The following is a 26,378-nucleotide window of genomic DNA, read 5'->3' as shown; positions in this document are numbered from 1 at the left end:
CTACGGATTTGAATGTGCTGTTAATTGCTGATGAAAGTTCTCCAATACTTCGCTATCAACCTTAGCTTTTATTATTTTCCTGATCCTGAACTTCTGTTCATCAGCTACCTCATGGTTTTCTGTTTTTTGCAGAAAACCATTCTCTTCCATTTTATCAATCAGTCTGTCTATTTCTTTTAAAAATTTTATACGGCTTGCTCCTTCCTTAAAATGCAGCTCTGCGTATTCTTTTATTTCCCGACGTTTCTTTATCAGTTCGCGTGTGGTGGCTTCCCCTATTTCAAACTCTGCCATCATCTCTCTGAGTAATACCAGCATAATACTTTCTTCATAAGTATATGATCTTCTCTGTACCCAGCTCACATAAGCATCATCATCTTCCGAAAGGGAATGTTTTACAAATGCAAATCCATCCTGTTCATCCAGCACCAGCATAAGACCTAACTGCATCAGGAATCCTGTCAGCTCTACTTTATACTGTATCAGTTTTTCCCAGATATTTCTATCCACGTATTCTACTGGTCCCTTCAGCAGTTTAACTACCACCACTGCATAAGGTAATATTTTATCAGGAGCGCTCATCTCATTGTAGTTTAGTAAACAATAAATATGGTACTTCTACGAATTTAGTTTGTTCCGCATTGAGAGGAATCAGTTCGTAGGTATTCTGCACTGTCAGTGCCTGTTTAGATTTCTCACGGAGAAAATCATAATAACCTATCACCTCTGCCAATCCATGTTCCAATGGTGAATGATCTAATACTTCTTTTAGTGTAGCAGTATCTTTTCCTTTTAAAGCCTCTTCCACTTTTGCCCATAACTGCTTTTTATTGACATAACTCATATTCAGCAAACGGCCGAATCTTACCATATCCTCTATTTTCTCTGTAGTAGCGATAGGCTGTACAACTTCCGCAACTCCTTTCTTCTGTTCCAGCGCTACCTTCCTTTCCATCACCATCTTTATCTCTGCACTGTCCTCTAATGTGATACCCGCACTTACATCCCCATTATCTATCAGACCAAATACCAGTTCTTTAATACCATTGATCTGTTTACGTAGACGTCTGTGCCGTGCTATTTCTTTTTCAGAAATAATACGACTGAGTTTCTCTGCCATTTTATCATTGGCACTATACACTGTTTTACCTTGTTCCAGTAACAGTGATTTGATATTCTGCAGGAAATATTCGTCGTTCTCTATTTGTCTGTCTTCCAGCAGCTGGGCCAACTGAACGGTTAATTCCCGCCAGTCTTCATTCCCTTCACGAGACATGAGAAAGTCCCAGAAAGCATAGAAACTCTTACCCTGATTGCTGTTGCGTAATGTATCATATGCATCAAATGCAAAGCCCAGGATAGCGCCTTTGTTCTGTTCTGCTTTTGTATGTTGCTCTACTATGGAACGGTGGATATTTTTGAAATTATCCTCTACCTCGCGGAAATCGCTGATCAGTTCATAACATAATCTTGTAAAGAGTTCCAGTCGTTCCTGCACCTGCGCATTGCTGTAGCGTTCAGGTCCGCGTCCCATTTCAATCGCCTTGATCTCTTTCTCTATTTCCGATTTCTTATTTTTTAGTATTTCCAGCCGCTTGGTCCTGTCATCTTCTGTATTCTCAACGATATCCCTTAATGAGTTGAATAATAATTTAAACCTGCTTTCTGTTCCAACGTGCTGGCGTAGTTGCAGGTTTTGCATCCACTGGAATACTTTCTCTGTATGTGCGCTTAACTGGTACTGGGTATTTCCTTCTGCATCCGGCAAATCCTGCAGGATCCTTTTCTGTACCCAGCTGAGGATGTATTTACGGCTACGGGATTCTTCATCATCCCCAAAATTGATCTTTGCCTCTTCCAGATCTTCCTCTACATCCTCATGAGAACCCAGCTCTTCCGCCAGGAGCTGTATCAGCCTGGCTTCTGAAATGGAGAACATGTTCTCCTCTTTGAAAATGTTATATAGAAATGGTAATATCCAGTTGGCATTTCGCAGGCGTAACATCTGTATGGCCGGAGATGTGGATATTAACCCATGAAGGTCCTTTTTATTCATACAGGCTGTAATTTGGAGAAAAAACCGGAGAATTGGACCTACCTGTGGATAAGTGCTGCATATATGTTAGCACGTCCATAGAGGGAGGGGTGGGTCTGTAATTTAGTTATCCGGGTATATCCCTGGCTCTCAAAGAATTGCTGAAGGGATTTATAACTTAAAGGGTAAGGCACCCAGGTAGGGACTGGCTGGTCCGTATCGTATTCTACTATCAGTAAACTACCGCCTGGTTTCAGTGCGAAGTTTATTTTACGCATGAAGTCTGGCTTGTCTTTTACATAATGCAGTGCATTAGCCATAACAAAACCGTCTAAGTCCTTGAAAAAGAATGGATCAGTTACAAAATCGGCTTCCTCTATTTTGATGTTTATGCCTGCTTTTACGGATTTAATATTGGCTGGTGGCCTGTTATCTATTGCGTGAATAGTACTTCCAGGCAGCAGGAAATGTGACAAAGCGGCGGTAAATAAGCCGGAGCCACAACCCAGATCTGCCCAGTTAGTGATTTGTGAGGAAGAAAGCTGATCATTCTGAATCAGTTGTATCGCGTCGTTTAATTCCATTCTCTTAGAGACTGTTTGTATTCAGCATGGACTTAAGAATATTAGCCTGCACATCGAAGTTGCTGATATTCTGTAAAAAATTCACATCATCAATCTTGTCGTAGTATTCTTTCAGTAAGTTTTTAATTTCATCCGGGATCGTGCTTTTGGTAATGTTTGCAGCACTTTGCAGTTGATCATTTCTATCCATCAGCTCCTGCCGGAGTTTTGTTTTTTTGGATAAAGTATTTGACCAGTCGATTCCGGAGATCTTACTAATATCACAAAACAGGAATAAATTCCTGGATGGCAGGAACAGGAAATGTCGCTCATCTCCCACTATCTTATATATTTCCAATACTAAATGACCGGATGTAAGTCCGCAGAAGAATTCACTTTTAAAATCTGTTTTATTCAGGATCCCCATTAGCTTCCGCTGAATAATAGCATATGTATTCCTGTATACTTCTGCGGGATTAAAGGTAGTGAGTTCTTCAAACAACGGCCATGGGATATCGTAGTAGAAGTCAGCAGAAAAGCGGGCGCTGAATGCATTTATATTTTTGGAAAATGGATCTTCATCTGTGTTCTCAGATAAAAACTGAAACAATTTCCTCAACGATAAATTGACCTTTAGCGCCTGCCGTTGTTTATCAAGATTAAAATTCTTTTCTGTGAATACGGAATTTTCAATGTTGTCCATCATCTCTTTGTTCAGATGAATTTCATCGAACAGCACATTCACATTCTTCTCGTTGGCAACCTTTATTTTCTTTAACAGATCAACTACTGTAGTAGTATATTGAAGATGGAATAACTCCAGTTTATTAATATCCAGCTCCGGATTGTTCTCAAATAATTTATGAATTACCTGGGTACGGAGATAGATTTTATAAATCACTTCCTCTTCAAAAAAAACGGACAGCAACTGTAGTTTGCTGACCATTCTATTTGAATCACGTAATAATATAGCCACATTGTCATCCATCTTCTTCCCCCTACTTAAACATTAGTTACACCTTTTCTCAATTCAGTTTCAAGGCTCTGTAATTCTGTATCCAGTTGTCTTCTGCTTTCAGTACCCTGTTCGTGAATCTTCTTCACTTCGGTTAGTGTATCGATTAATGATTTAGTGGTCATTTTCAATGTTTCTATAGAAACAACCGTTTTTTCATTTTCTTTCGCTACATCAATACTATTCTGTTTCAGCATCTCTGCATTCTTCTGTAGAATAGTATTGGTGGTATCAGAGATCTTTTTCTGCATCTCCACATTCGCCTTCTGTCTTTGCAGCGCTACGGCAATGGTGAGCTGGTTTTTCCATACAGGAATAGTAGTAGATACAATAGACTGTGCTTTTTCAGCAATAGATGTATTGTTGTTCTGTACTACTCTTATCTGGGCAAGAGACTGCATCATGATAAACCGTACGATCTTCATATCAGCAAGACGCTTGTCTAACCTCAGCACGAAATCCCTTAAATCGGCAATTTCATAATCGTTGTAGTTAGCAGAGTTAGCTTCCATCTCAGCCAGTTTCTCACTCAGTTCCTTGAACTTGATAGTACCGGAGATGATCAGCTCTTCCATTTGTTTAATGTGGTTGACATTGCTGTCGAACATTGTCTGGAGGGAGCTGTTATCTTTTATAGAATTGATTCTGCCTGCTTTGATCTTATTGGTGATCTTATCAATGTTATTGATAACAGTATCATATTTCTGGAACAGCTTCTGTGCATCAAATACTATCTTTTTCAAGAAAGGTATTTTTGATAACATGGATTTGAAGCCACCCTGGTTCAGTTCATCAACATCGATATAATTCAGTTCTCCTAACAGATCATTGATCAGATTACCAACTTCCCCCGAGTTGAATGTACGTACAGAGGTGAGAAATTCATTACTGTATTTCTCCATGGAGTTCTGCACATCAGTACCATAGTTCAGGATGGAGTTCACATCACTGGGTACCAGGTTCTTACTGAGTTCTCCATACTTTTTGGCATCTTCCGGAGTCACTACCGTCAGATCAACATTTCCCTCTTTGTCTACCCTGGGATGGGTAATCGCGAGATCTGTGCTGTTTAAATTATTTTCCATAAGGCATTTTTTAAAACAAGGTTATAAATAGTTCTGTGTAACTGTGTTCACAGTTTCCTGCAACTTTTTATCTTTAGTAGGCTCCCCTATTGCATTGAATTTCCACTCTCCGTTTTTCTTGTAAAATACACCCATTACCATGGATACATGTCCGGCAAATGCAGATTCATGTGCGATATCGTATTTGGCGAATACTTCTGTTACTCTTTTAGGAGTGCCTTCATAAATACGGATAGACGCAAATGGTATTGTACCGAAATCCTGTCCTTTGAAGCTATTGAGTACAAAAGCTACATAGGATACATTCGCATCCAGTCCGGAGAAGTCAAGTGTGATCACTTCATTATCCAGACCATCATCTCCGCCTATATCACCGGTACGGTCATCACCACTGTGTTTTACTGCGTAGTTTTTTGAATGCAGGTTACCAAAGTAAATAACTTCCAGTACCTGTTTTTGTTCATTATATAATGCACAACTGGCATCCAGGTCTACTGCTTCCTTTGTTTTGGATAACCCGAACATGGCTTTCTTTTCTATAGCGCCCCAGTTAATCCCAACACAAACACTTTGTAATTTTGCGCCATTGCTTTTTTCAAGCGATATCCGTTGTCCTTTTTGAAGATTAATAGCCATCTTAGTTATATTTATTTAAGTAATCCTGCAGTCCGCCTTTCATACCTACACCTACTGCTTCAAATTTCCATTCGTTATTTCGTTTGTAGATTCTTCCGAATTCTACAGCTGTTTCGATGGAGAAATCCTCTTCCAGTTCATATTTCAGCAGTACTTCATTGGTAGCTGAATCGAAGATGCGAACGAATGAGTTTCTTACCTGACCGAAGTTCTGTCTGCGGCTTTCTGCTTCGTGTATAGTTACCACTACACAAATTTCCGTAGCCTGTGCATCAATCTTAGCAAGATCTACGATCACTTGTTCATCATCACCAGCTCCTTCACCGGTAAGGTTATCGCCGGTATGTTGTACAGCACCGTCAGGAGATTTAGTGTTATTATAAAAAACAAAATGCTGATCAGAAAGTATCTTTTTATTTTCTCCTAAGATAAAAACAGAAGCATCCAGATCGAAGCCGGTGCCTGTTGAAGAACTGTTAGTATCCCAGCCTAAACCAATTGTAAATTTTGGGGAATTGATTGTTTCTCTTTGTCCCTTTTGCAAGTTAATAGCCATGTTATAGACTTTTAGTTAAATAAACTTAAAATAGTTTTATTATTGGAATTTATTAGCAATGTACTGATGCCTGCTATGCTGCCGCCTTCTATGTCGGCTTTAATGTTATCTCCTACATGAATGATTTCTTTTAAATTCAGCATCTCTTCTTTCCTGTTTGCCTCCACAGTTCTTATCATGAGCTGAAATAATTCCTTATTGGGTTTTGACATTCCTACCTCATCAGAATACAATTGAAAGTCGAATAAGTCGTGGATGTTTAATCTTTTCAACACTTCCCTCAATGTACGTCCCTTGATAAAAGCGGTGTTGCTGAGCAGGCTGAGTGTATTATCCCCATCCTTTAACCGGCTTAATGCATCAGAAGTATTACTGCAATAAATAACAGGCAGGTACTTAAAAACAAGCTGTTCCATTTCATCATACAAACCTTTCAGATCAATATCATGAAAAGCATATGTATGATCGTTCATGGCACTAATGACCATCAGGTACATTTCTTCTGCTTCCAGGTTATTGCCTGTTTTTTCATTAATCGCATTACACATCAGATCTACCTGCCGGAATATCTGTGTTACTTCTTCAAGAGATTTGTTTTTCTGATTAAAATTATCAAAAAAGAACCTGTTCCTCTCCTGTTTAAAAGAAGGATGAGATTTAATTAAAGTTAGCCATAAGTCAAATGAAAAGTGCTTGTAACTGATCATTTAGTAATTGGGTTTATGAGTCTGTCAGCCCTGCTTTTGGCTACAGTTGCCTATTAAAAGTAATGAGATTTTACCTTTAAGCAAAAAGGATGCTGGGGGAGCGGTTAATATAACTTTTTGCTAACACATATGGGAAGGCTATATATTAATGCAAAAAACTGTTTATCAATAGTTTACACTATTAATAAACAGTTTATGATGATGAAATTTGATTATTTATTCGTGTTCCGCGAACGTGAGTACATACCCATTACAATCTTTGATAACGAATTCAGTAGCTCCGTAGAAGGTCTTTTCCAGTCCGCTTAATACTGTTACTTTATCCTTTATCGATTCAAAAAACCCCTTGATATCTTTTACGTTTATGTATAAAAGAAGGGAGCCCCCATCTGTTCTATTGATTTCTGGCAAGCGGCCTTCTATGTTTTTAAAAGATTCGAACATCAGGCTAACATTGCCGTTTTTCAGCATTGCCCAAACAGGATTTTCTCCGTTTTCAGGCACCGTCATAACAGGGCTGAATCCTAAAATCTGGTAGAATGCGATGGTACTGTTCATATCATGAACGTAGATGTTAGGCGATAATGATTCCATGTTTTGTTTTTTTAGTGCCTCAAAATTATGACTATGTATGTCCCGGAACTTGGAAAAATCCGGCAATTTTATAATTGAGCGGGGGTAAGACCGGTAAAGGATTTTACTTCATTACACAAATGTGCCTGATCATAATAACCGGCTGCATAAGCGATACTGGTGAGGTTTGTACCATTGTTATTTTTAATGGTATGCAGCACATTGGTAAATCTTACCAGCCGGATCATCCCTTTAATACTTACACCGGTGTATTGTTTGAAAATCCGTTCCAGTTTTCTTTCACTCATCGCATGCCTGCTGATGAGGTCTGCAACGCTGAGTTGCCCCTTATATGCGGAGATATCATTCATTACAGCGATTATCGGTAAATACGGTGTATGCAGTTTTTTCAGGAAGTAGTTGTCCAGCTTTCTTTTCACATCTTTTCTCTGATGGATAATTTCAGCCAGCTGTTTATCTTCATAAGGAAGCGCCTGATTGGTAGCTTCTTTCAGGTCCAGTTTGTAAAAGGCGCCTATACTTCCCGGTTTGAAACGGATACCTATTGCAGATGACCCTGCCTGGCGGGTAGTATCCCTGAAAGTGGTCATTGTGCCCACCAGTAAGCTTTCTTCAGTTGTACCCATATTGTAGATGATATCTGCACAGCAGTCTGGTAGTATACGGTGAGCATATGGGTGTGCTTCCTCACCGACACGGAGAGTCCAGTAAGCATCTATATAGCTTTGCAAAGCAGGATGAGGAAGGTATTCTCTATAACCCATTTGAGCATCAAATTACTGATTTTTGCTATCAGAATTTGTAAATTTGAGAAGACTAACCCAATTTATAACTTATGAAAGTAGCGATAGCTTCTCCTCCGATTCCCACATCTATCAGTGAAGGTTTATTCTGGCTTGAAAAACTAGTGAAAGATGCCGCTGCACAACAGGCAGAAATCATCTGTTTTCCTGAATCATATATTCCGGGGTATCCGGGAATGGGATTTGAGGAAGATCAACGCGAACCGGCAAAGCTACAGGCAGCACTGGATAGTGTGTGTAAAATAGCTGCTGAAAATTCCATTGCTATCATTGTACCGATGGACTGGCATCATCCGGATGGATTGCTGAACATTGCTCATGTAGTATCTGCTACCGGAGAAGTATTAGGTTATCAGACTAAAAATCAATTAGATCCTTCAGAAGATAATATATGGATTCCGGGTACTGAGCGCAACGTTTTTGAAGTGAATGGAGTGAAGTTTGGAATTGTCATCTGCCATGAAGGATTTCGTTATCCTGAAACTGTAAGATGGGCCGCCCGGCGCGATGCGAAAATTGTATTCCATCCTCATTTTGGTGGCAGTAATACCAGCGGCGTACAACTCACTGAATGGGGAAACAAAGACAATCCTTATTACGAAAAGGCTATGATGATGCGGGCGCTGGAGAATACTATCTACTTTGGCAGTTCTAATTATGCATCCACTTACCCGGATTCCGGCAGTGCAATAATAGGCCCGGATGGCCGCTGCATTATTCATGAAACTTATGGGAAGTCAGGCGTAATTGTAGCTGATATTGATCCTGATCTGGCTACAGGATTATTAGCAAAAAGATTGAAGAACGAATTGTATAAATAAAAGAAGGGGGGTATCAGGAATTGATACCCCCTTTTTTATATATTGTACGATGCCCATTATGAAAAACATCTGCCGCGTTCTGTTCTTTATCGCGTCTGTAGCCCTCTTAGATTCCTGTAGTTATCATGTAGCCGGAATTGAGAAAGGATTCAAATTGCCCCCGGACACTATTCAGACCAGCATATACTGGTACTGGCTTTCTGATAACATCTCAAAAGAAGGTGTTATTAAAGATTTGCAGGCGATGAAAAAGGTGGGGATCAATCGTGCCTTCATAGGAAACATAGGTTTAGACCCCAACAATCCTCCTTATGGAAAAGTAAAACTCTTTTCAGATGAATGGTGGGATATCATGCATACTACACTGAAAACTGCAGGTGAGCTGGGTATTGAAATCGGTATATTCAATGGCCCCGGATGGAGCCAGTCTGGCGGTCCCTGGGTGAAACCGGAACAAGCCATGCGTTATCTGATATCATCGCAGGTGACAGTACTGGGCGGCAAGGAAGTGATGTTGAAATTAGAGAAGCCCATCAGCCAGTTTCAGGATGTACGGGTTATTACGTTTAAAACACCACAATTAAAGACATACTCTCCCAAACTTAGTTCTACTCCTCTGCTTGCTGATCTGGATGTGCTCATTAACGCAGATACCATTCGTGCTATCAACTTTGACTCTAAGGGGCAACAACAAATTGATATAGATTTCCCTGCTGAATATACAGCACAGAGCTTAACTATATATCCGACGCTTCATAGCATGGTATCCAATGTCACTTTACAGATAAAAGAAGATACAGGGTATAAGACGATAAAACAATTTGATATTAACCGGGGCAATGATGCGTTGAATGTAGGATTCTCCCCTTATGCACCCGTAGCAGTCTCATTCCATGAGACAAAAGCTACATCCTTTCGTTTACTATTTGATCATTATTCCGATGGTAGCGGCATAACAGAATTAGTCCTCTCTCCTCTTCCCAGAGTTGAAAAGTACGCGGAGAAAACACTGGCGAAAATGTTCCAGAGCCCATTGCCTTACTGGCAGGAATACCAATGGCCTGTTCAGGAAAAAGTTATGGATGCCGGCACACTGATTAATCCAAAAGAGGTGCTGGATATTTCGGCCTTCATGCAGGCAGATGGTACTTTAAAATGGAATGCTCCGGAAGGCAACTGGGTTATCATGCGTACGGGTATGACCCCAACTAAAGTAACCAACTCGCCTGCCTCTCCCGAAGGAAGAGGATTAGAGATTGATAAAATGAGTAAGGAACATATCGCTTCCCATTTTGATTCATTTATGGGTGAAATTATCAGGCGTGTTCCTGCGGCAGATCGTAAATCCTGGAAGGTGGTGGTACAGGATAGTTATGAAACAGGTGGTCAGAACTGGACAGATGCATTGATAGATAGCTTTAAATCAACCTATCATTATGACCCTTTACCTTATCTGCCTGTTTTTAAAGGTAATGTAGTAGGAAGTCAGGATCAGTCTGATCGTTTTTTATGGGACGTGAGGCGTTTTATAGCAGATAAAGTAGCCTATAATTATGTAGGTGGATTAAGGGAAGTCTGTCATCAGCATGGTTTAACAACATGGCTGGAAAACTATGGCCATTGGGGATTCCCGGGAGAGTTTCTGCAATATGGTGGTCAGTCGGATGAAGTTGGTGGTGAGTTCTGGAGTGAAGGAGATTTAGGTAATATAGAGAATAGGGCAGCTTCTTCTTCGGCACATATTTATGGTAAGGTGAAGGTTTCTGCTGAATCAGAAACTGCTGCGTTAGAGCCATTCGGCCGGTATCCGGCAAATATGAAACAACGTACGGACCGTTTCTTTACAGAAGGCATCAATAATACATTATTGCATGTTTATATTCAGCAACCTGATGACAGGAAACCAGGTGTAAGCGCCTGGTTTGGCAATGAGTTCAATCGTAATAATACCTGGTTTTATGATATGGACTTGTTTACTGCATATCTTAAACGATGCAACTTTATGCTGCAACAGGGTAAATATGTAGCTGATATAGCTTACTTCATAGGAGAAGATGCGCCGAAAATGACAGGAGTACAAGACCCTGCATTACCAAAAGGTTTTTCATTTGATTATATCAATGCAGAGGTAATAGAGAATCGTTTGTCTGTAAAAAACGGAAGGTTTGTGTTACCTGATGGGATGAATTATAAAGTACTGGTTTTACCGAAGCTGGAGACGATGCGGCCGGAACTGCTGGAGAAGATTGCAGCACTTGTAGAACAGGGAGGAGTTGTACTTGGGCCTAAACCTATACGTACACCAGGTTTACAAAACTATCCTGAGGCAGATAATAAATTAAATACGCTTGCGGCAATACTTTGGGGTAATATTGATACAAAAATGATTAAGACGCATTCCTATGGGAAAGGTATGGTCATGGATGGTATGAGTTTAGAAGAGGTTTTTTCAGCATTAAAAATGCGCCCTGATTTTAACTTACCCAAAGACGAGGAAGCGCTATTCATACACCGCAAAATTGATAATGGAGATATCTATTTTCTATCCAATCAAAAAGCAGAGAAAATCAGTATCCATCCGGCATTCAGAATACAGGATGAGCTGCCGGAATTATGGGATGCCACTACAGGTACGATGAGACCTTTACCCCAGTTTACAAATGATGGAGAGACAATACAGGTACCCATTGAACTGGAAGCTTATGAAAGTGCTTTTATCCTTTTCAGAAAAACTAAGGCTGAAAAAAAATCCTTACTAAACTATCCGCTGCTCATTTCCTCAGATGAAATCACTACTCCCTGGACAGTTAATTTTGATACATTAACAGGAGGGCCTGCGGCTCCGGTAACATTCAATAAACTCACAGACTGGTCTCAGAACAGTGATTCCCGGATAAAATATTATTCGGGCACTGCTGTTTATCATAACACTTTCTCTTTAGCGAGACTTACTAAAGGAGAACATATTCGGTTGAATACAGGAAAGGTAATAGCTATTGCAAAGGTGAAAGTAAATGGCAAATATGTTGGAGGACTGTGGACTCCACCTTACAGTCTGGATATTACTGATGCTATAAAGGAAGGTAAGAACGAGATAGAGATCAGTGTAGTGAATACCTGGGTGAACCGGTTGATAGGAGATAGTTTTCTTCCTGAAGATAAGCGAAAGACGTGGTCAATAATGAAAGACTATGATCAGAAAAGTAAGCTGGTTCCGGCAGGATTATTAGGGCCCGTTATGATTGAAAGAAATAAATAAAAAGAAGAGGCCGGGTGGCCTCTTCTTTTTAGTATTAATTATTTGCAACTATTTGTATAGTCTTCTGCCATCTTTATATAGGAGTTGTCAGATTTGAAATCGTATGTGGCTGCATCCAGTTTAGCCAGCATTTCCGGACAATCTTTAAAGTATTCTTTCATCATCTCAGCTTTTTTCTTGAACCAGTCGCGTCCCTGGTTTGCGACTTCCGTTTCATTTGGTCTGATAAACACAATTGCATTAGTCGCGCCTTCTCCGAAGTTCTCTTTCAGTATTCTGATTTTAGCAGAGCTGTAAAGGATTTCGAAAGGATAACTTTTAGAGCGGAGCATATCAAAACTTACTGCATTGTTTTGTTCAAATACAGGTTTGAACTTATGTATTTCATAAGATTTTCCTAAAATACCGAAGCTCGTTACATCAGAGAGTTTATAGTTTTTCCTTACGGTTTTATCTTTCTCAATGATTTCGAATTTCACATATTTACCTTCATCCAGATTCACAATACTACCACTCATTTTTTCATCTATATATTTCCCCTTAATAGTATCCCCTTTGCTTAGTAACACCCAGCCAGCAGATACTTTTTCGGTAGAGAACATATTAGATCTTATTTCTCCCGAAGAAGAATCCAGCGGATATTTACGCTCATTCAATGTAGTGTAGTAACCGCTTATTTCCTTCAGCAGTGGTTCCCTGTTGGAATAATCAGCTCTGGTACCAAGGAATTTGCTTGAATAAGCGTACAATGTATCCAGTGATTTTTTCAGTTGTACGGTATCATAAGCCAGATAATACAGGAATGCCAGTTCTGAGTATCCTGCTACTTTAATCTGCTTCATGTTATAATCAGAAGGATAGGGTTGTGCAAGCAACTGGAGATATGATTGCTCATATGGTTTGATTAACTGAGCGTAATCCTTTGTGTCCTTCTTTTTCAGGTTAGCTACCAGGTCGTCATTCAGAGAATCCAAAGAAGCCAGTTCGGGATATTTCTTTTTAGCACGATAGATAACGGGTAAGTTAAAGGACTGCATCTGATAACCATCTATGAAAGTTTTCTGACGCTGGAAGGACATGCTTTTGATATGTTTAACTATTATTCTGTAAACATCAACTGCTCTTGCATTCGCCAGTAACTTGGTAAAATCATTACTGATCTGGTCTTCAGAAGCAAGAGATTCCTGTTGGGATATTTTGATGGTCTTGCTGCTGTAAGGTTCTCCTTTTTTGTTAATAACCACTTCCTGTATTTCACCTTCTACATTATATGTAGGAGTAAAGGTGTTACCAGCGATAGGTGATAAACTCATCCTGTTTACCAGGAATGCTACTACGAGGTCGCCGGTATCTTTCGGTGTGGCAATTCCTGCTTTAGATAATTCCTGGATAATGCTCCCTCTGAAAAGGTCAATACTGTTGTCCTTTTTGGAACTTAAAAGGTTATCTAACAGGTCGGCATTAATATCTGAAACGAAGAAAATGCTTTTGTGATTACTAAAGCGCTGATTTTCAGCGAACCTGTAAACAGGCGCCTTATAATCAGTGTAAGTCACCGTTTGGGCGGCGAGATCTTGTTTCATGGCAAATAAAACAACCAGGGTTGAATAGAAGAATAGTTTTTTTCTCATAGTTTATATTATAGGTATAGGTACCCGCACAAGATAAGGTTAATTAAAATTTTACACTTACTCATATAAGCATATTTAATTAAAAGATTATATCAGAAGCTCTCTAATTAATACCCTCTCCTGTCAGGGTATACTTCCTGGGACTATTGCCATCACCGGCCAGAATGATTCCGCCACTCAACTCAATATGCTCATTTTCAACAGGTACGATTATTTTATTCTCCCGGTTAACAACTCCCCAGTTATTATGTTTTTTTACTTTAAAAAGGCCTTTACCCAACCATTCGCAATCTTCATAGAGTAAGTCAAACAGCAGTTCTCCTTCTTTAGTCAGGTATCCTTTCTGCTTATCATTGAAGTTATAAGCAGCGAGTCCTGTTTCCGGGTCATAAGGGCTTATATATTCAAATACCGGTGGGATAACAGTTGTCCCTTCACTGTTTACAATTCCGAATTTGCCACCATAGATCATAGTGATAAACAGATCTTTGTTATTACCTTTTTTTATGTCCTGCCAGTGACTGTTATTCGCAACAGTACGTCCATCCGGCAGTATGAAATATCCTGTTCCATCTGTTAGTAACACGTGACCAAGATCTTTGTCCACGTATGTATAACTATCAAAGGTGTCATATATTTTGCCATCTATAGTGAACTTTTTAATCACACCATTACAGTCATATAACTGGCTTTCAGAGCCACTCCTGTCCCTGAAAAAATTGGAACCAATAATGGATGTTCTATTAGGTCCGTAAAAAAGCCGGCTGTATACACGTGGTAAAATCGGTTCCAGTTTTTCATTTAGCCAACACTCACCTTTCTTTAATTCTGCTATATAATTTTCACTGGTACATAATTCATTCTTTGAGATGGATCTGTAAGGAAGATCTTTCCTGATAATCTTTAGATCACGTATACGGATAAGATCTGACTGGATGGTATCCTTTGTCTCCACGACTGCCAGTAACATGGAATCATTAACTATTCTTATGTTGTTATATTTAAAATCAGTCAGTACTTTTCCCGTTTTGCTGATGATCGCTCCTCCTTCTCTCTTATACCCTCCTTCCAGCAAATCATCATTGATGAAATTAAGCCAGCTGTAAACAGGTTTAATTACCCAGTTACCCTTACTATCAATTACACCCCATAAAGAAGCACGGAAATACGTATTCTTATCTGTAGGAGATTCTATAGAAGCTATGCTCAGCCCATTTTTCTGGAATGAATAAATCCCTTTAAAGCTTTCTTTTCCCAGGAGTACTCCTTTAAAATTGATCAGGTATTTCTTATCATCATGAGATACAGATGCCAGCTGATTTTCAGCGCTCAGTACTTCTGTATAAAACCGGGGTTCACAAATAACACTTTTATTTGTTTTGGTATCTACAAGTCCTGCGTCTGTCTTCCAGTACCCTCCGGATAAAATAGTAGGATCACCATGAGGCATACTTACACGGATAGTATCTTTAGCACGCTGGCTAAGGAAAAATGTTTTATCTGCTTCAGTGTATATTTTATAATAGAACTGCCCTTTATCGGAAAACGTGTTTATTTTATAGAATGCAGGTTTTATCAACGTCTTTTTCAATGCATCTACTACACCAAAGCCTGCGGCAGTTTGTACAATAAATGTATTTATACTTGTTGGCTGGATAAAGTAGTAATCAGTATTAAAATATTTCTTTCCGTTGAGATCATAATAATTGCAGACAGCAGCCTTATATCCTACAAAACCTTTCTTTCCATCAGGAATAATATATTGAAAAGAGGGCTGAATGATGATCTTACCGGCATTGGTTTTTAATCCATACAATCCATTCTCTTTAAACACTACATTCCCATTGCTCATTATAATATCCGGCCGGGTCGCTGCTGCATATAGATTGGTAAAAGGTGAAGTCAGTTTGAACAATGGGCGGCTTTCATTTATTATGCTAAGCAATGAAGGCCCGCTACTTTCTTTCTCTGGTGTTCTTTCATGTGAGAAATCAGCAATACCCTCTTCCATTACGGTTTCAAAAAAAGATAATTTACAGCCACCAGGAGTAAGATGTAATTCCTGATAAATCGTTCTTTGTGCAGATAAGGATATGCCTGTTATACAAAAGCTTATAAGAAAAAGAAAGGTTTTCATGTAGGGATAGGGTTTTAGGTACAGATTTATACAAATATAAATATTATATTATAGCTGTATAACTTTTTGACCTTTTCTTACAGTAACCTTCGAATTATACTTAAATAAGTAGCATTAATTATCCGAGGAAAAGGCTTCCCTCATTGAGCCAGGAATCCATCATTTACCCGATTTTTGCTTTAAAACGTATTTTAACAATGTCCCTTTTGTTGCATATATGACTTCCAACCCCAATTGTGAGAAATAATTGTCCATACCTCTTCCTACAAAATTACCAGGTGTCACAGCATGTCCCGCTGTATCAATAAGGGGTACCTGTATAAGTATATTCATATAATCGGGACTTTCTCCAATTACTTTATACTGACCTTTAAAAGCATTGGCTTTCTCACGCACATAGTCTTCGATTTTTTCTGAAAGACGTACGTCTCCAATCCGTTTAGCAATAGAGAAGTCGCTGGTAGCCTCTACTTCAAATTGCATATTGACCTGCCTCCCTTCATTAAGTACGGTCCTATACGATTCATCCAGCTGTTCAAGAAAACGGCTAAAGGCGTCCTTCCCATCAATCCTGAGGGTGGTCTCTACAGCCTTATCCATACCGGGGAACTCACGCTGCTGCGAGTGTAGTATTGCATCTGAATATACAGCATTTGTAAATTTATCCACGGCTTTCAATGATAGCTGTAATTGCCTTGCCGTGGTTCCCGGAGGCGAATCCATCCAGCGCATTTTCGTTTCTATGCAGATGTCGGCAGGTGTTTTCTCTATTATGATCTTCATCTGATCACTTTTTGAATGCGCTGCAGTAAAGGCCCGCTGGCTTATGATATTCTCTTGTTGCGTTTTAAAATCCAGCGTATTCTTATAGCCACTTTTGAGTAGCGCGCTGTTGATCTCAGAAATAGCCGAACAATAATCATTCTCTATTTCACGTTTCGCCTCATTTACTATTGGCACAACAATCAAACTGAGCTGAGAGCGGTCCATTTTCATTCTGTCTTTATCCTGCGCATGTACGCTGGCAGACAAGAAAATAAGGATCCCCACTAAATTATATTGGATTTTCATAGATCTTATTCTAATACTATACGCAGATTTTTATTCCCTTTTTCTTCCTGCATTTTCTTCCCGCCGTTTATCACCTTGCACTTAGATGTTTGAGGACGTACTTCCACCACCTCTAGTTTCGCAACAAGCTCCTCATCTCTGACTTTACCGCCTGGGGTATCCATTTCTGTGGCCACAATGGCTCTTAATTTGCTCCCTTCTTTCAGGTCTATATTTTCCCCTCCTTCTATCAATACCTGGCTTACCTGTTTATCATCTCCATCCACCACTTTCAAAAATGTCAGGTACAGTCCAAACGTATTGCATATCCACTTGTTTAACTTCCCTGAAGTCTTTTCAATTGCGTTGATCAACTTTCCTTCTATACTTCCGGGATCAGAAGCCTTCAACTTATCAATTGCATTACTCACAGCCTCTGTGTTCCTGTCTTCTACTTTCAAGATTTTACTTAACGCAGACAAGCTCTTGACGCCTTTAGTAATTTCGACCACCGAACTTTTACTATCCCCGGAAAAATATTGTGAAGCAATCGTTTTTCCGGTTTCAACATCCACAAATTTTATATCATAATCAACTCTCACCACGTCCTCATTATTCTCCCGAAAAGCATTGGCGTTTTTTACCGCACCAAATACCAGCAGTTGAGCTCCCAGACTTTTCCCCTGATCAATGATTTTACTTTCCAAAAACGCGGTCCCCTTTTGCCTTGCTATTTCTTCCTGCGTCAGTTTCCATTTTTCTATTTCAAGTAATGTGAAACGTTTTGTCTGCACGAGTATCCGGGCTACTGTTGCATAAATATTTTTCGCCACGATGGAATCCCTGTAGCTGGTGGGTGAAAAAGGGACAATACCCACTATTTTCATTTCATTGACCTGTGCGTATAACAGATGTGAGGATACTATTAACAGAGGGAGAAAAAGCAGATAGCTTTTTGTTAACTTTTTATTTTTCATGCTTACAGATTTCAGGAACATACAGGTATTAAATTAGCAGCTTCTATTTTCCGTAAAAAGTCTGCAAAAGCTTGTTGGACGAGTTTGTCGAGGGAATCCCCGGGAGCTAATGGCAATTTCTCTTCATATACGCGTTTCGCACATGGGGTACTGTTTCCTTTATGTATTTTTAAAACAAGTTTTAAGGTATAGTTGACAAATTGTTTTGATTCATCTTCCACAGGTTCAGATGAAGTGAGATCACCAACAATAGTATTATTAGCAGATATATCTGGAATATCACCTATTGTCACATTGTAAGACTTGCTTTCATAATACTTAGCCAGCAAAGCTGAGAATTCATCATTCTGCTGACTATTCACCCGAACGATAACCTGTACGTCATTACTATTGCCAGTATTAACAGGGGCTTTGCTGGGTTTTAAGTGTGTAACAGGTGTTGTAGATACATTAATTACAATAGGTGGTTTCTCCTCTCTATGTGACGAATCCTGAGATGGTTTAGGAGGGTGTTCGCGGGAACTCTTTTCAGATTTAGGTATTGATAACACAATGGCAATCGCCAAAAATACAGCCGGCATACCGAATAAGATCAGTTTGCGGCCCCAATTGGGTAAATTCTTAAACCAATTGAATTTTTCAAGGTATTCTTTACCTGTAAAAAAGGTCAGTAAAGGTAAAATAGAAGCAATGCTTGCCAGTATCGACAAACACTGTACAACATGAGCTGATGTAAAATTCATTCGTCTTTGATTGATCTTATAGGGGCCTGGAGTTATAATTTGATTGCCAGTTTCGCTTCTTGAAATTTCACAATTCTGACAAATTTAAAGGGGTTTGAAAGAAAAACAGTTAATGCGGTGTTAATACAAAATAATAGAAGAAGTACTCCTTATCTAAGGGTATTAATATCCCAATTGGGAGACATATTCACCAAAAAAGACAACGCCTGGTTTATATGAAAAATAATAAAAAATGAGTTGCCGGGCTACAAAACGAAAACGCCAGCAAAATTGCTGGCGTTTTCGTTTTGTAGCCCGGACAAGAATCGAACTTGTATCTAAAGTTTAGGAAACTTCTATTCTATCCATTGAACTACCGGGCCCTTCCGGATCTGTTAAATCCTAAAGTGGAGTGCAAAAGTAAACGTTTTTCCCAAATTAGGAAATTAATTAACTATAGATCTTCTCTACCTGATCCATGTATTTCTGCATGATCACCTTGCGTTTCACCTTTAGTGTAGGGGAAAGCTCTCCTCCGCTTACCGTCCATTCATGGGCCAGCAGCTCAAACTTCTTGATTTGTTCTATATGACTGAAATACTGGTTGTATTTATCCAATATCTGCTTGTAAAAGCCCTGCACGTCCGCATTCTTCAGCAATTCTTCATGTGTTCCGGCTTTTATACCATTTTTGGCAGCCCAGCGTTCCAGTTGAGGGAAAGAAGGCACTATCAGCGCTCCGGTAAACTTCCGGCCCTCACCCACCACCATGATCTGCTCTATAAATGGAGACTCCTTGAATTTGTTTTCAATAGGCTGTGGGGCCACAAACTTGCCTCCAGAGGTCTTGAACAGCTCTTTTTTACGGTCTGTGATCTTCAGAAACTTGTTATTCACCAGTACCCCGATGTCCCCTGTATGGAACCAGCCATCTATAATAGATTCGGCTGTCAGGTCGGGGCGTTTGTAATACCCCATGGAAATGTTAGGTCCTTTACACAGGATTTCCCCATCCTCTGCCAGTTTTACTTCCACATTACTGATAAGAGGGCCAACAGTACCAAACATACGGTCCTTCACATCTGCGCGGTTCACACTGATCACCGGCGAGGTTTCCGTTAAACCATAACCTTCCAGTACCGGAATACCGGCAGCAGTGAAGATTTTGAGCAAACGTACCTGGCAGGCAGCAGAACCAAGAACAACTGCGTCTATCTTTCCGCCAAGGGCCTCCCGCCATTTATTAAAAATCAGCTTATTGGCAATGGACAACTGAAAGTTGTACCATCCGCCCATAGGCTTGTTAATCTCATATTTCTTACCCAATTCCACTGCCCAGAAGAATAAAGCACGTTTAATGCCTTTTAATTCCAGGCCCTTAGCCATTATCCTTTCATATACTTTCTCCAGCAAACGGGGAACGGTTGTAAATATAGTCGGCTTCACCTCCCGCAGATTATCTCCGATGCTATCCATATTCTCCGCATAATATATCGGTACACCTGCCGTGAGGTATACGTAAGAAACCATGCGTTCAAAAATATGGTTCAGCGGCAGGAAACTCAATGCACGGGCATCCTGATTCACCGGCAGATAAGGCGTACAGGCTGTCACATTGCTCATGATGTTGCGATGATTCAGCATTACTCCTTTAGGCGTACCCGTAGTACCGGACGTGTATATGATAGTAACCAGCTGTTCAGGATCAATGTTCTTTTTAATCTCCTCTATCTTTGCAAAGTCTTCCTCTTTTCCCATAGCAGGAATCTCTGACCAATGCCTTACCCCTTCTACCTTGTCGAAAGTAAAGATCTCCTTCAACAGTGGCAGTTTATGACGGAAAGGAGCGATCTTATCATACATATCCTTATCACTCACAAACAGAATACTTGCCCCACCATCATTCAATACAAATTCCAGTTCATGTTCACTTAGTGTAGGATAAATAGGCGTAAGTACAGCCCCTGCCTGCTGACAGGCAAGATCTGTAATGAGCCATTCCGGGCGATTCGGAGAAACAATTGCTATTTTATCAGTGCCTTCAGCAGTAGCATCTCCTTTGCCAAATCCAAATTGCAGTAACCCTGCACTGAACCGCATGGTGATATCTGCTACATCCTGTGTTGAATATTTTTTCCAAACGCTATTTTCCTTTCCTACCAGCATATCTGCTTTAGGATAATGCTTAAGCTGGTATGCGATTACGTCAAATAATCTTAATGGCTGCTCCATGATTGCTCTTTAATAAAGTAATGCCGGGTTTAGATCCCCCTCCGGTATTTTTCTTCCTGTAATTTGTCATACTCCTTCAGTGTATCGCCAAAAGGATCGCGATGCCAGGCATAAAAATACTGGAAAGCAAGGATAAGTCCCCAGCCCAATCCTGCCCATACAGGCCACGGCGTTCCACCTGAGAAATTGTGGGATGTAAGCAGCCAGATGGCCCAGAGAAACGCATTTATGACAAGGTATATCATCAAATGAGATTTAAACCTGGACCTGGACTTAGCTATATGCCAGAGACGGTCATCACGTTGAGAGGTTGTTTCCATATGCGTCAGTTTTTACGTAGATATAACTAAATATAGAGATTTTTTCCTGAATATAAGAGCTTCATGTTTGAACGGAGATAATTGCGTACAGATCTGCAACTGCTGCGCCATTTCAGCAAAACCAGCTAATTTTGAATCAGACCCGAACAGACAATAGCATAATACGAAACACGGCATTCCAGGCATTCCACGAATTACACTGCAAACTTATTGAGAAAGATATTAACAGCACACAGATTGTGCTAAAGATTGTGTCTTAATGGTTATTTAATTGATGAAACCCAGGGCGTTTTATTTAATAATGCACTCACCTGTCCCTGGTGATAATACATTTTTTATCAGCAGGGACTGGTGAGCTGGTTCTTTTATTTTTTTGATCTCTCGAGATCAGGTAATAGCCCTGTCAACAGGCCTATTAAAGGCAGGTAAGCACATACCTGGAATACATACTCTATACTTGTTTTATCTGCCAGCTTACCCAGCACTGCAGACCCAATACCCCCCATACCAAAGGCCAGCCCGAAAAATAATCCGGCAATCATACCCACTTTGCCAGGCACCAGTTCCTGTGCATACACCAGGATAGCAGAAAAGGCGGAAGACAGGATTACACCGATAAAAACACTTAATACAGATGTCCATAAAAGGTTCGCATGTGGCAACAATAATGAGAATGGAGCTACTCCAAGAATAGAAATCCAGATCACATATTTACGACCGATACGATCGCCTACAGGGCCGCCTATAAAAGTTCCCGCAGCAATGGCAAACATGAATATGAACAGGTATATCTGGGCGCTTTGTACGGGAACATGGAATTTAGAGATGAGATAAAATGTGTAGTAGCTGGTCATACTGGCCATGTAGAAGTACTTGGAGAATACCAGTATCAGCAGGATACCCAACGCAAAAACGACTTTACTTTTGGGCAGCTGTGCATGTGCTACCACTTCTTTTGATTTACTTCTGATACGGTGCGTATTCTTTTTATACCATCCACCAATATTCAGCATCACTACAATCGCCAGTATAGCTGCCAGTGAAAACCAGCTGATGCTGGATTGTCCCTTGGGAACAATAATCATCGCCGCAAATAAAGGCCCCAGGGAGCTGCCCGCATTACCACCCAGCTGAAAAAGCGACTGTGCCATACCATGTTTACCACCGGAAGCCATATAAGCCAGCCGGGATGCTTCCGGATGAAATACCGAAGACCCTACTCCTACCAGCGCAACCGAAAACAGTACAAGGTAGAAATGATGCGCCTGCGACAGGCTTATCAGTCCTGCTAATGTAAAGCCCATGCCGATGGCCAGGGAATATGGCTTAGGGTTTTTATCTGTATATAAACCAACCAGTGGTTGTAATAACGAAGCAGTGAGTTGGTAAGTTAATGTGATCAGTCCTACCTGGGTGAATGTAAGGTGTAACGAATCTTTCACCAGGGGATAAATAGCTGGTATCAGGGACTGAATAGTATCGTTGATAAGGTGGGAAAAGCTAAGGGCCAGCAAAACGGAGAATACCGTTTTCTCAGCTACTTTCTGTGCCTCGCTTTTCTGGGTTTCGTTCAGGATCATCTTTTCCATAATTATTACTTTTTGTACTCTTCGTGGCTATGTTGTGTAATACGTTGTGCCCACTGCCAGGCTTTTTGCCCATCCTGGGCGATGATGCTGTTCAGCAGGTTTTTGTGTAATTGCTGGGTAGATCTGAATGACTCTACTGAATTGAATATCTCTATAAAATGCTTTTTAAGATGGCTGGCTACTGTTTTATACAGGTCTGATAAAATACTGTTTCCGGAAGCCTCTGCAATACTCACGTGAAAGTCGATATCGGCCTGTATACAGTCTGCTACCAGCTCTGCACTGATGCCCTCTTTCCGTTTTTTCAGGTGTAGTTCCATCTTTTCAATGTCCGCATCGCTGCGGTTCAGGGCTGCTTTCTGGGCAATCTTCATTTCCAGCAGCTGCCGCACTTCGTCCAGATCTACGAACTGTGCTCTTTTGAGGCGCTGAGGTAACGGCTCTTCTATACTTCCGCCTTCTTCCACGAACGTCCCCAGCCCCTGCTGTACACGGACCACTCCCCCGTTTGCCAGGATGCGAACAGCTTCCCGGATGGTAGAACGACCAACCCCAAACTCCTGCATCAGGGCAGGTTCGGTAGGTAACTTTTCGGCTGGTTTGTAGGTGCCGCGTGATATTTGCTCCTGCAGACGTTGTGCTACCTCGTCTGCCAGGCTGTTTCTTTTAATTTGCATATTCATCATATCATCAGATGATTACAAAGGTAATTAATCAATCCACATCCTCACACCTTTTTTTATTTATCTTTGCGCCTCTTATATATATCATACAGATGAAAGCATTTAATTTATTTATTCTATATCGCTTACCACTTGGTATTGTTTTGTTATTGGGCGGTGTTGCACTGGGTTTTACTGTTGGCTGGTGGGAAGCTACTATTCCCCTGTTTCTGGCCGTAGTTTGCCTGGTTACACATTTCATGTTTGGACCTATGCGTCTGGTACAGGAAGCTGTTGAGGCTGGAAATATCGATGTGGCGATGGGCTTAATGAACAAAGTTGCTTTCCCTAAATTGCTGTATAAGCCAATCCGTTCTGTATACTATTTTATGCAGAGTAACCTGGCCATGTATAATAAAGACCTGGATAAGGCAGAAGCTACCATCCGCCAGAGTATTGCTTCCGGCAGTCCGATGAAAGAATATGAAGGTATGCAGTACTTCCAGCTGGGAACTATCTCTTACCAGAAGAACGACCTCAAAACTGCTGATCAGAACCTGAGGAAAGCATTAAAGATGGGACTTCCTGATAAGGAAAACACTGCGGCTGCTTTACTAACCCTGGCTTCTATTGCTATGAGCCGCCGGGATTTCAAAACCGCCAAAGACTACTTCCGCAGAGCAAAAGCACAAAAACCTACTACTGCCCAGATAGTAAGTCAGATCAAAGAAATGGATAAATACATCTCCAGAATGCCTGGCTGATGATGTTGTGGACAAGGAAGTGATGTATAATAAATAATTAACCTTTATTTTTGTAAAAATGCATCACGCCCATGTTTAACTTCAACGAGATACTGGCAGTTACCTTTACACTCTTTGCTGTGATAGATGTTGTAGGCTCAATACCTGTACTGATATCCCTGAAAGAGAAACTGGGACATATTGATTCCGGTAAGGCTACAATAGCTTCCGGATTCCTGATGGTACTGTTCCTGCTGGTAGGTGAACCTTTCCTGAAACTATTGAGCGTAGATGTACATTCCTTTGCAGTAGCCGGTTCTATCGTAATATTTGTGATAGGGCTGGAAATGATCTTAGGTGTGGAGTTTTTCAAAAGCGAAAAGGACTCGAAAACGGGAAGTCTTATCCCGATTGCCTTCCCGCTGATTGCAGGCTCGGGTACTCTCACCACCATCATGTCACTTAAAGCCAACTTCAACGCTACCAATATATTCGCGGGTATCCTCATTAACCTGGTCATCATTTATGTGGTATTACGCTCCCTGAGCTGGATAGAACGTATCCTGGGTAAAGCCGGACTGATGGTGGTACGTAAGTTCTTTGGAGTGATCCTGCTGGCTATTGCAGTGAAGATATTTAAGAGTAATGTCAACTTATAACGCGCTTTTGCTATTAATCTGTAAAAACGTTAGTTTTGCCTTCCTCCACCGGGTTAAACCGGTAAAGATGGCCTCGTAGTACAATGGATAGTATAAGAGTTTCCGAAGCTCCTGATACAAGTTCGATTCTTGTCGAGGCTACCAAATCAAAAAGGGTTTAAGTTACAGAACTTAAACCCTTTTTGATTTTATAGTCATCTCTGACCGAACAAAAACTATCCCTCTCTGTTATATACTATGCTACCTTATCTTAATCTTATCCGAACAATGGAATGGGGTTCCCGAATGCCTCTTTTACTCTCAACCTTCACCTCGAACATTTAATCACCTCAATTAAACACCACAAATGAAAAAAGTGATATTCGCCTTCATACTGGCAATTGTCATTTCAATTCCGGTATTTGCGCAAGAAGATGTTCCGGGCTGCAAGGACAGCCCTATGTTTAACAGGATGCCCAATACACTTATCGCGGTATGTTCAAAGAATTATGATGAATTCGCTATACCAACAGCCCAGGATAAATCAGAAACGAAAGAGGGCACAAAAACATTTATTCAATATGCCTACAACAATGAAAGCGGAGTACCCGCCCCGTCCTTTTTTCAGATAGTAAAAAACTTCGAGAATGCGATACTAAAGACGGGAGGGAAGAAAGTGTATTATAATAAAGATGCCGGTATAGCAACATTTTTTACAAAATCATCCGGCAAAGACGTCTGGGTTGTGCTTCAGGATATGGCCGGACAGAATCTTGGCAATTTCGAGCTTAATATACTCGAGATTGAAGGTATGCAACAGGATATAAATGCAAGTGACCTCTTGGATGCAATAAATAAAAATGGCTCCATTGCTCTTTACATCAACTTTGAAACTGGCAAATCGGATATTAAGCCCGAATCTCAAAAAATAATTGGTCAGGTTGCGGAAATGCTTAAATCAGACCCATCCATGAAAATAAGCGTTGAAGGTCATACTGATAATGCAGGAACTCCTGCTGCAAACAAAACACTTTCAGAAAACAGGGCTAAATCAGTGATGAATGCTCTTATCACAGAAGGTATTGATAAAACACGGCTCTCCTCCAAAGGATGGGGACAGACAAAGCCTCTCTCAGATAACAATACAGAAGAAGGTAAAGCCAAAAACCGCAGGGTAGAGATCGTGAAATTATAACATGTCATTAAACCTATTTCCTCATCAGTAAAAAAGTAGCTATGATCATTGTTCATGATATTTTTATTTGTAAACCTGGTAACGCTTCTAAACTGGCTAAAATATTCAAAGAGGTAATGACCGGTAACAGTGAACTGGTCAACATCATGACCGATATGGCCGGCCAATATAACAAAGTAGTTATGGTAAGCCAATATGAAAGCCTTAGCGCATATGAACAAAGCTGGGAGAAATACAAAGAAGACTCTGAAGAAATGAAGAAAATGAAGGAGGCTATGGCCGGATATCATGATATGTACCTCACCGGATCACGGGAAATTTACCAGGTTTGGTAACACAGATAAGAAAAAAGGTCTATAAAGCCAGCAATATTGCTGGCTTTTGTTTTTACAGGCGTCCTCATTTGAT

At 40.4% G+C, this 26,378-nt stretch carries 25 protein-coding genes and 2 tRNA genes; 7 read left to right on the top strand and 20 right to left on the bottom strand.

Features of this window, described 5'->3' with window-relative positions; genetic code table 11:
* From BMW86_RS12330 to BMW86_RS12285, 10 genes are all read right to left on the bottom strand, one after another.
* Positions 1 to 582 (bottom strand): DUF4194 domain-containing protein, encoded by a 582-nt coding sequence (locus BMW86_RS12330; protein WP_089782063.1) that lies wholly within the window; start codon positions 580 to 582, stop codon positions 1 to 3.
* 1 nt (position 583) lies between these two features.
* A complete protein-coding gene (locus BMW86_RS12325) occupies positions 584 to 2,056 on the bottom strand; it encodes a DUF3375 domain-containing protein (RefSeq protein ID WP_089782062.1) in 1,473 nt (490 codons plus the stop codon).
* A gap of 38 nt (positions 2,057 to 2,094) precedes the next feature.
* The gene (locus BMW86_RS12320) at positions 2,095 to 2,619 is read right to left on the bottom strand and encodes a class I SAM-dependent methyltransferase (protein ID WP_089782061.1); all 525 of its coding nucleotides are present in this window, start codon (positions 2,617 to 2,619) and stop codon (positions 2,095 to 2,097) included.
* A 4-nt stretch (positions 2,620 to 2,623) separates the two neighbouring features.
* Positions 2,624 to 3,544: a hypothetical protein gene (locus tag BMW86_RS12315; RefSeq protein ID WP_218149138.1), complete on the bottom strand. Its 921-nt coding sequence runs from the start codon at positions 3,542 to 3,544 to the stop codon at positions 2,624 to 2,626.
* A 56-nt stretch (positions 3,545 to 3,600) separates the two neighbouring features.
* Complete coding sequence (locus tag BMW86_RS12310; protein ID WP_089782059.1) at positions 3,601 to 4,698, bottom strand: toxic anion resistance protein; 1,098 nt, start codon at positions 4,696 to 4,698, stop codon at positions 3,601 to 3,603.
* 21 nt (positions 4,699 to 4,719) lie between these two features.
* Positions 4,720 to 5,334 carry a TerD family protein gene (locus BMW86_RS12305; protein ID WP_089782058.1) on the bottom strand — a complete coding sequence of 205 codons (615 nt, stop codon included), beginning with the start codon at positions 5,332 to 5,334 and terminating at the stop codon, positions 4,720 to 4,722.
* 1 nt (position 5,335) lies between these two features.
* Positions 5,336 to 5,890, bottom strand: coding sequence for a TerD family protein (locus tag BMW86_RS12300; protein WP_089782057.1), 555 nt, complete (start codon positions 5,888 to 5,890; stop codon positions 5,336 to 5,338).
* An 11-nt stretch (positions 5,891 to 5,901) separates the two neighbouring features.
* Positions 5,902 to 6,597 carry an HAD family hydrolase gene (locus BMW86_RS12295; protein ID WP_089782056.1) on the bottom strand — a complete coding sequence of 232 codons (696 nt, stop codon included), beginning with the start codon at positions 6,595 to 6,597 and terminating at the stop codon, positions 5,902 to 5,904.
* Between the two features lie 216 nt (positions 6,598 to 6,813).
* Positions 6,814 to 7,191: a VOC family protein gene (locus tag BMW86_RS12290; RefSeq protein WP_089783655.1), complete on the bottom strand. Its 378-nt coding sequence runs from the start codon at positions 7,189 to 7,191 to the stop codon at positions 6,814 to 6,816.
* 68 nt (positions 7,192 to 7,259) lie between these two features.
* Positions 7,260 to 7,955, bottom strand: a complete 696-nt coding sequence (locus tag BMW86_RS12285; protein ID WP_089782055.1) for a helix-turn-helix domain-containing protein — start codon at positions 7,953 to 7,955, stop codon at positions 7,260 to 7,262.
* A gap of 71 nt (positions 7,956 to 8,026) precedes the next feature.
* Between BMW86_RS12285 and BMW86_RS12280 the strand changes: the two genes are divergently transcribed.
* Both BMW86_RS12280 and BMW86_RS12275 read left to right on the top strand, forming a co-directional pair.
* Complete coding sequence (locus BMW86_RS12280) at positions 8,027 to 8,815, top strand: carbon-nitrogen hydrolase family protein (RefSeq protein ID WP_089782054.1); 789 nt, start codon at positions 8,027 to 8,029, stop codon at positions 8,813 to 8,815.
* A gap of 58 nt (positions 8,816 to 8,873) precedes the next feature.
* A complete protein-coding gene (locus BMW86_RS12275; RefSeq protein WP_089783654.1) occupies positions 8,874 to 12,074 on the top strand; it encodes a glycosyl hydrolase in 3,201 nt (1,066 codons plus the stop codon).
* Positions 12,075 to 12,112: 38 nt separating this feature from the next.
* On the opposite strand, the gene BMW86_RS12270 is transcribed toward BMW86_RS12275, so the two are convergent.
* From BMW86_RS12270 to BMW86_RS12225, 10 genes are all read right to left on the bottom strand, one after another.
* Positions 12,113 to 13,705 (bottom strand): hypothetical protein, encoded by a 1,593-nt coding sequence (locus BMW86_RS12270; protein ID WP_089782053.1) that lies wholly within the window; start codon positions 13,703 to 13,705, stop codon positions 12,113 to 12,115.
* 103 nt (positions 13,706 to 13,808) lie between these two features.
* Positions 13,809 to 15,842: a WG repeat-containing protein gene (locus BMW86_RS12265; protein ID WP_089782052.1), complete on the bottom strand. Its 2,034-nt coding sequence runs from the start codon at positions 15,840 to 15,842 to the stop codon at positions 13,809 to 13,811.
* A gap of 159 nt (positions 15,843 to 16,001) precedes the next feature.
* The gene (locus BMW86_RS12260; RefSeq protein ID WP_089782051.1) at positions 16,002 to 16,913 is read right to left on the bottom strand and encodes a DUF6175 family protein; all 912 of its coding nucleotides are present in this window, start codon (positions 16,911 to 16,913) and stop codon (positions 16,002 to 16,004) included.
* 5 nt (positions 16,914 to 16,918) lie between these two features.
* Positions 16,919 to 17,869: a hypothetical protein gene (locus BMW86_RS12255; protein WP_177189236.1), complete on the bottom strand. Its 951-nt coding sequence runs from the start codon at positions 17,867 to 17,869 to the stop codon at positions 16,919 to 16,921.
* Between the two features lie 11 nt (positions 17,870 to 17,880).
* Complete coding sequence (locus BMW86_RS12250) at positions 17,881 to 18,612, bottom strand: hypothetical protein (RefSeq protein WP_089782049.1); 732 nt, start codon at positions 18,610 to 18,612, stop codon at positions 17,881 to 17,883.
* 290 nt (positions 18,613 to 18,902) lie between these two features.
* A tRNA-Arg gene (locus BMW86_RS12245) sits at positions 18,903 to 18,974 on the bottom strand.
* Positions 18,975 to 19,041: 67 nt separating this feature from the next.
* A complete protein-coding gene (locus tag BMW86_RS12240; protein WP_089782048.1) occupies positions 19,042 to 20,823 on the bottom strand; it encodes an AMP-dependent synthetase/ligase in 1,782 nt (593 codons plus the stop codon).
* Positions 20,824 to 20,852: 29 nt separating this feature from the next.
* Positions 20,853 to 21,143 carry a 2TM domain-containing protein gene (locus tag BMW86_RS12235; RefSeq protein ID WP_089782047.1) on the bottom strand — a complete coding sequence of 97 codons (291 nt, stop codon included), beginning with the start codon at positions 21,141 to 21,143 and terminating at the stop codon, positions 20,853 to 20,855.
* Between the two features lie 365 nt (positions 21,144 to 21,508).
* Entirely contained in the window at positions 21,509 to 22,732 is a 1,224-nt protein-coding gene (locus tag BMW86_RS12230; protein WP_089782046.1) for an MFS transporter, read from the bottom strand.
* Positions 22,733 to 22,737: 5 nt separating this feature from the next.
* Complete coding sequence (locus tag BMW86_RS12225) at positions 22,738 to 23,418, bottom strand: FadR/GntR family transcriptional regulator (RefSeq protein ID WP_218149137.1); 681 nt, start codon at positions 23,416 to 23,418, stop codon at positions 22,738 to 22,740.
* 89 nt (positions 23,419 to 23,507) lie between these two features.
* Between BMW86_RS12225 and BMW86_RS12220 the strand changes: the two genes are divergently transcribed.
* The 5 genes from BMW86_RS12220 (at position 23,508) to BMW86_RS12200 (ending at position 26,305) form a co-directional block, all read left to right on the top strand.
* Positions 23,508 to 24,158 carry a tetratricopeptide repeat protein gene (locus BMW86_RS12220; protein ID WP_089783652.1) on the top strand — a complete coding sequence of 217 codons (651 nt, stop codon included), beginning with the start codon at positions 23,508 to 23,510 and terminating at the stop codon, positions 24,156 to 24,158.
* A gap of 71 nt (positions 24,159 to 24,229) precedes the next feature.
* Complete coding sequence (locus BMW86_RS12215) at positions 24,230 to 24,796, top strand: MarC family protein (protein WP_089782045.1); 567 nt, start codon at positions 24,230 to 24,232, stop codon at positions 24,794 to 24,796.
* A gap of 69 nt (positions 24,797 to 24,865) precedes the next feature.
* A tRNA-Arg gene (locus BMW86_RS12210) sits at positions 24,866 to 24,940 on the top strand.
* A 202-nt stretch (positions 24,941 to 25,142) separates the two neighbouring features.
* Entirely contained in the window at positions 25,143 to 25,970 is an 828-nt protein-coding gene (locus BMW86_RS12205) for an OmpA family protein (protein WP_089782044.1), read from the top strand.
* Positions 25,971 to 26,011: 41 nt separating this feature from the next.
* Positions 26,012 to 26,305 (top strand): NIPSNAP family protein, encoded by a 294-nt coding sequence (locus BMW86_RS12200; RefSeq protein ID WP_089782043.1) that lies wholly within the window; start codon positions 26,012 to 26,014, stop codon positions 26,303 to 26,305.
* Positions 26,306 to 26,378 lie beyond the last annotated feature (73 nt).

The organism is Chitinophaga sp. YR573, from assembly GCF_900110995.1.
Classification (GTDB): domain Bacteria; phylum Bacteroidota; class Bacteroidia; order Chitinophagales; family Chitinophagaceae; genus Chitinophaga.
This window is presented reverse-complemented; position numbering and strand designations above follow the sequence as displayed.

Coding starts and splice junctions, on each gene's coding strand:
- BMW86_RS12330 (WP_089782063.1), bottom strand. CDS start 582: ATGAGCGCTCCTGATAAAATATTACCTTATGCAGTGGTGGTAGTTAAA.
- BMW86_RS12325 (WP_089782062.1), bottom strand. CDS start 2,056: ATGAATAAAAAGGACCTTCATGGGTTAATATCCACATCTCCGGCCATA.
- BMW86_RS12320 (WP_089782061.1), bottom strand. CDS start 2,619: ATGGAATTAAACGACGCGATACAACTGATTCAGAATGATCAGCTTTCT.
- BMW86_RS12315 (WP_218149138.1), bottom strand. CDS start 3,544: ATGGTCAGCAAACTACAGTTGCTGTCCGTTTTTTTTGAAGAGGAAGTG.
- BMW86_RS12310 (WP_089782059.1), bottom strand. CDS start 4,698: ATGGAAAATAATTTAAACAGCACAGATCTCGCGATTACCCATCCCAGG.
- BMW86_RS12305 (WP_089782058.1), bottom strand. CDS start 5,334: ATGGCTATTAATCTTCAAAAAGGACAACGGATATCGCTTGAAAAAAGC.
- BMW86_RS12300 (WP_089782057.1), bottom strand. CDS start 5,890: ATGGCTATTAACTTGCAAAAGGGACAAAGAGAAACAATCAATTCCCCA.
- BMW86_RS12295 (WP_089782056.1), bottom strand. CDS start 6,597: ATGATCAGTTACAAGCACTTTTCATTTGACTTATGGCTAACTTTAATT.
- BMW86_RS12290 (WP_089783655.1), bottom strand. CDS start 7,191: ATGGAATCATTATCGCCTAACATCTACGTTCATGATATGAACAGTACC.
- BMW86_RS12285 (WP_089782055.1), bottom strand. CDS start 7,955: ATGGGTTATAGAGAATACCTTCCTCATCCTGCTTTGCAAAGCTATATA.
- BMW86_RS12280 (WP_089782054.1), top strand. CDS start 8,027: ATGAAAGTAGCGATAGCTTCTCCTCCGATTCCCACATCTATCAGTGAA.
- BMW86_RS12275 (WP_089783654.1), top strand. CDS start 8,874: ATGAAAAACATCTGCCGCGTTCTGTTCTTTATCGCGTCTGTAGCCCTC.
- BMW86_RS12270 (WP_089782053.1), bottom strand. CDS start 13,705: ATGAGAAAAAAACTATTCTTCTATTCAACCCTGGTTGTTTTATTTGCC.
- BMW86_RS12265 (WP_089782052.1), bottom strand. CDS start 15,842: ATGAAAACCTTTCTTTTTCTTATAAGCTTTTGTATAACAGGCATATCC.
- BMW86_RS12260 (WP_089782051.1), bottom strand. CDS start 16,913: ATGAAAATCCAATATAATTTAGTGGGGATCCTTATTTTCTTGTCTGCC.
- BMW86_RS12255 (WP_177189236.1), bottom strand. CDS start 17,869: ATGAAAAATAAAAAGTTAACAAAAAGCTATCTGCTTTTTCTCCCTCTG.
- BMW86_RS12250 (WP_089782049.1), bottom strand. CDS start 18,612: ATGAATTTTACATCAGCTCATGTTGTACAGTGTTTGTCGATACTGGCA.
- BMW86_RS12240 (WP_089782048.1), bottom strand. CDS start 20,823: ATGGAGCAGCCATTAAGATTATTTGACGTAATCGCATACCAGCTTAAG.
- BMW86_RS12235 (WP_089782047.1), bottom strand. CDS start 21,143: ATGGAAACAACCTCTCAACGTGATGACCGTCTCTGGCATATAGCTAAG.
- BMW86_RS12230 (WP_089782046.1), bottom strand. CDS start 22,732: ATGGAAAAGATGATCCTGAACGAAACCCAGAAAAGCGAGGCACAGAAA.
- BMW86_RS12225 (WP_218149137.1), bottom strand. CDS start 23,418: ATGATGAATATGCAAATTAAAAGAAACAGCCTGGCAGACGAGGTAGCA.
- BMW86_RS12220 (WP_089783652.1), top strand. CDS start 23,508: ATGAAAGCATTTAATTTATTTATTCTATATCGCTTACCACTTGGTATT.
- BMW86_RS12215 (WP_089782045.1), top strand. CDS start 24,230: ATGTTTAACTTCAACGAGATACTGGCAGTTACCTTTACACTCTTTGCT.
- BMW86_RS12205 (WP_089782044.1), top strand. CDS start 25,143: ATGAAAAAAGTGATATTCGCCTTCATACTGGCAATTGTCATTTCAATT.
- BMW86_RS12200 (WP_089782043.1), top strand. CDS start 26,012: ATGATCATTGTTCATGATATTTTTATTTGTAAACCTGGTAACGCTTCT.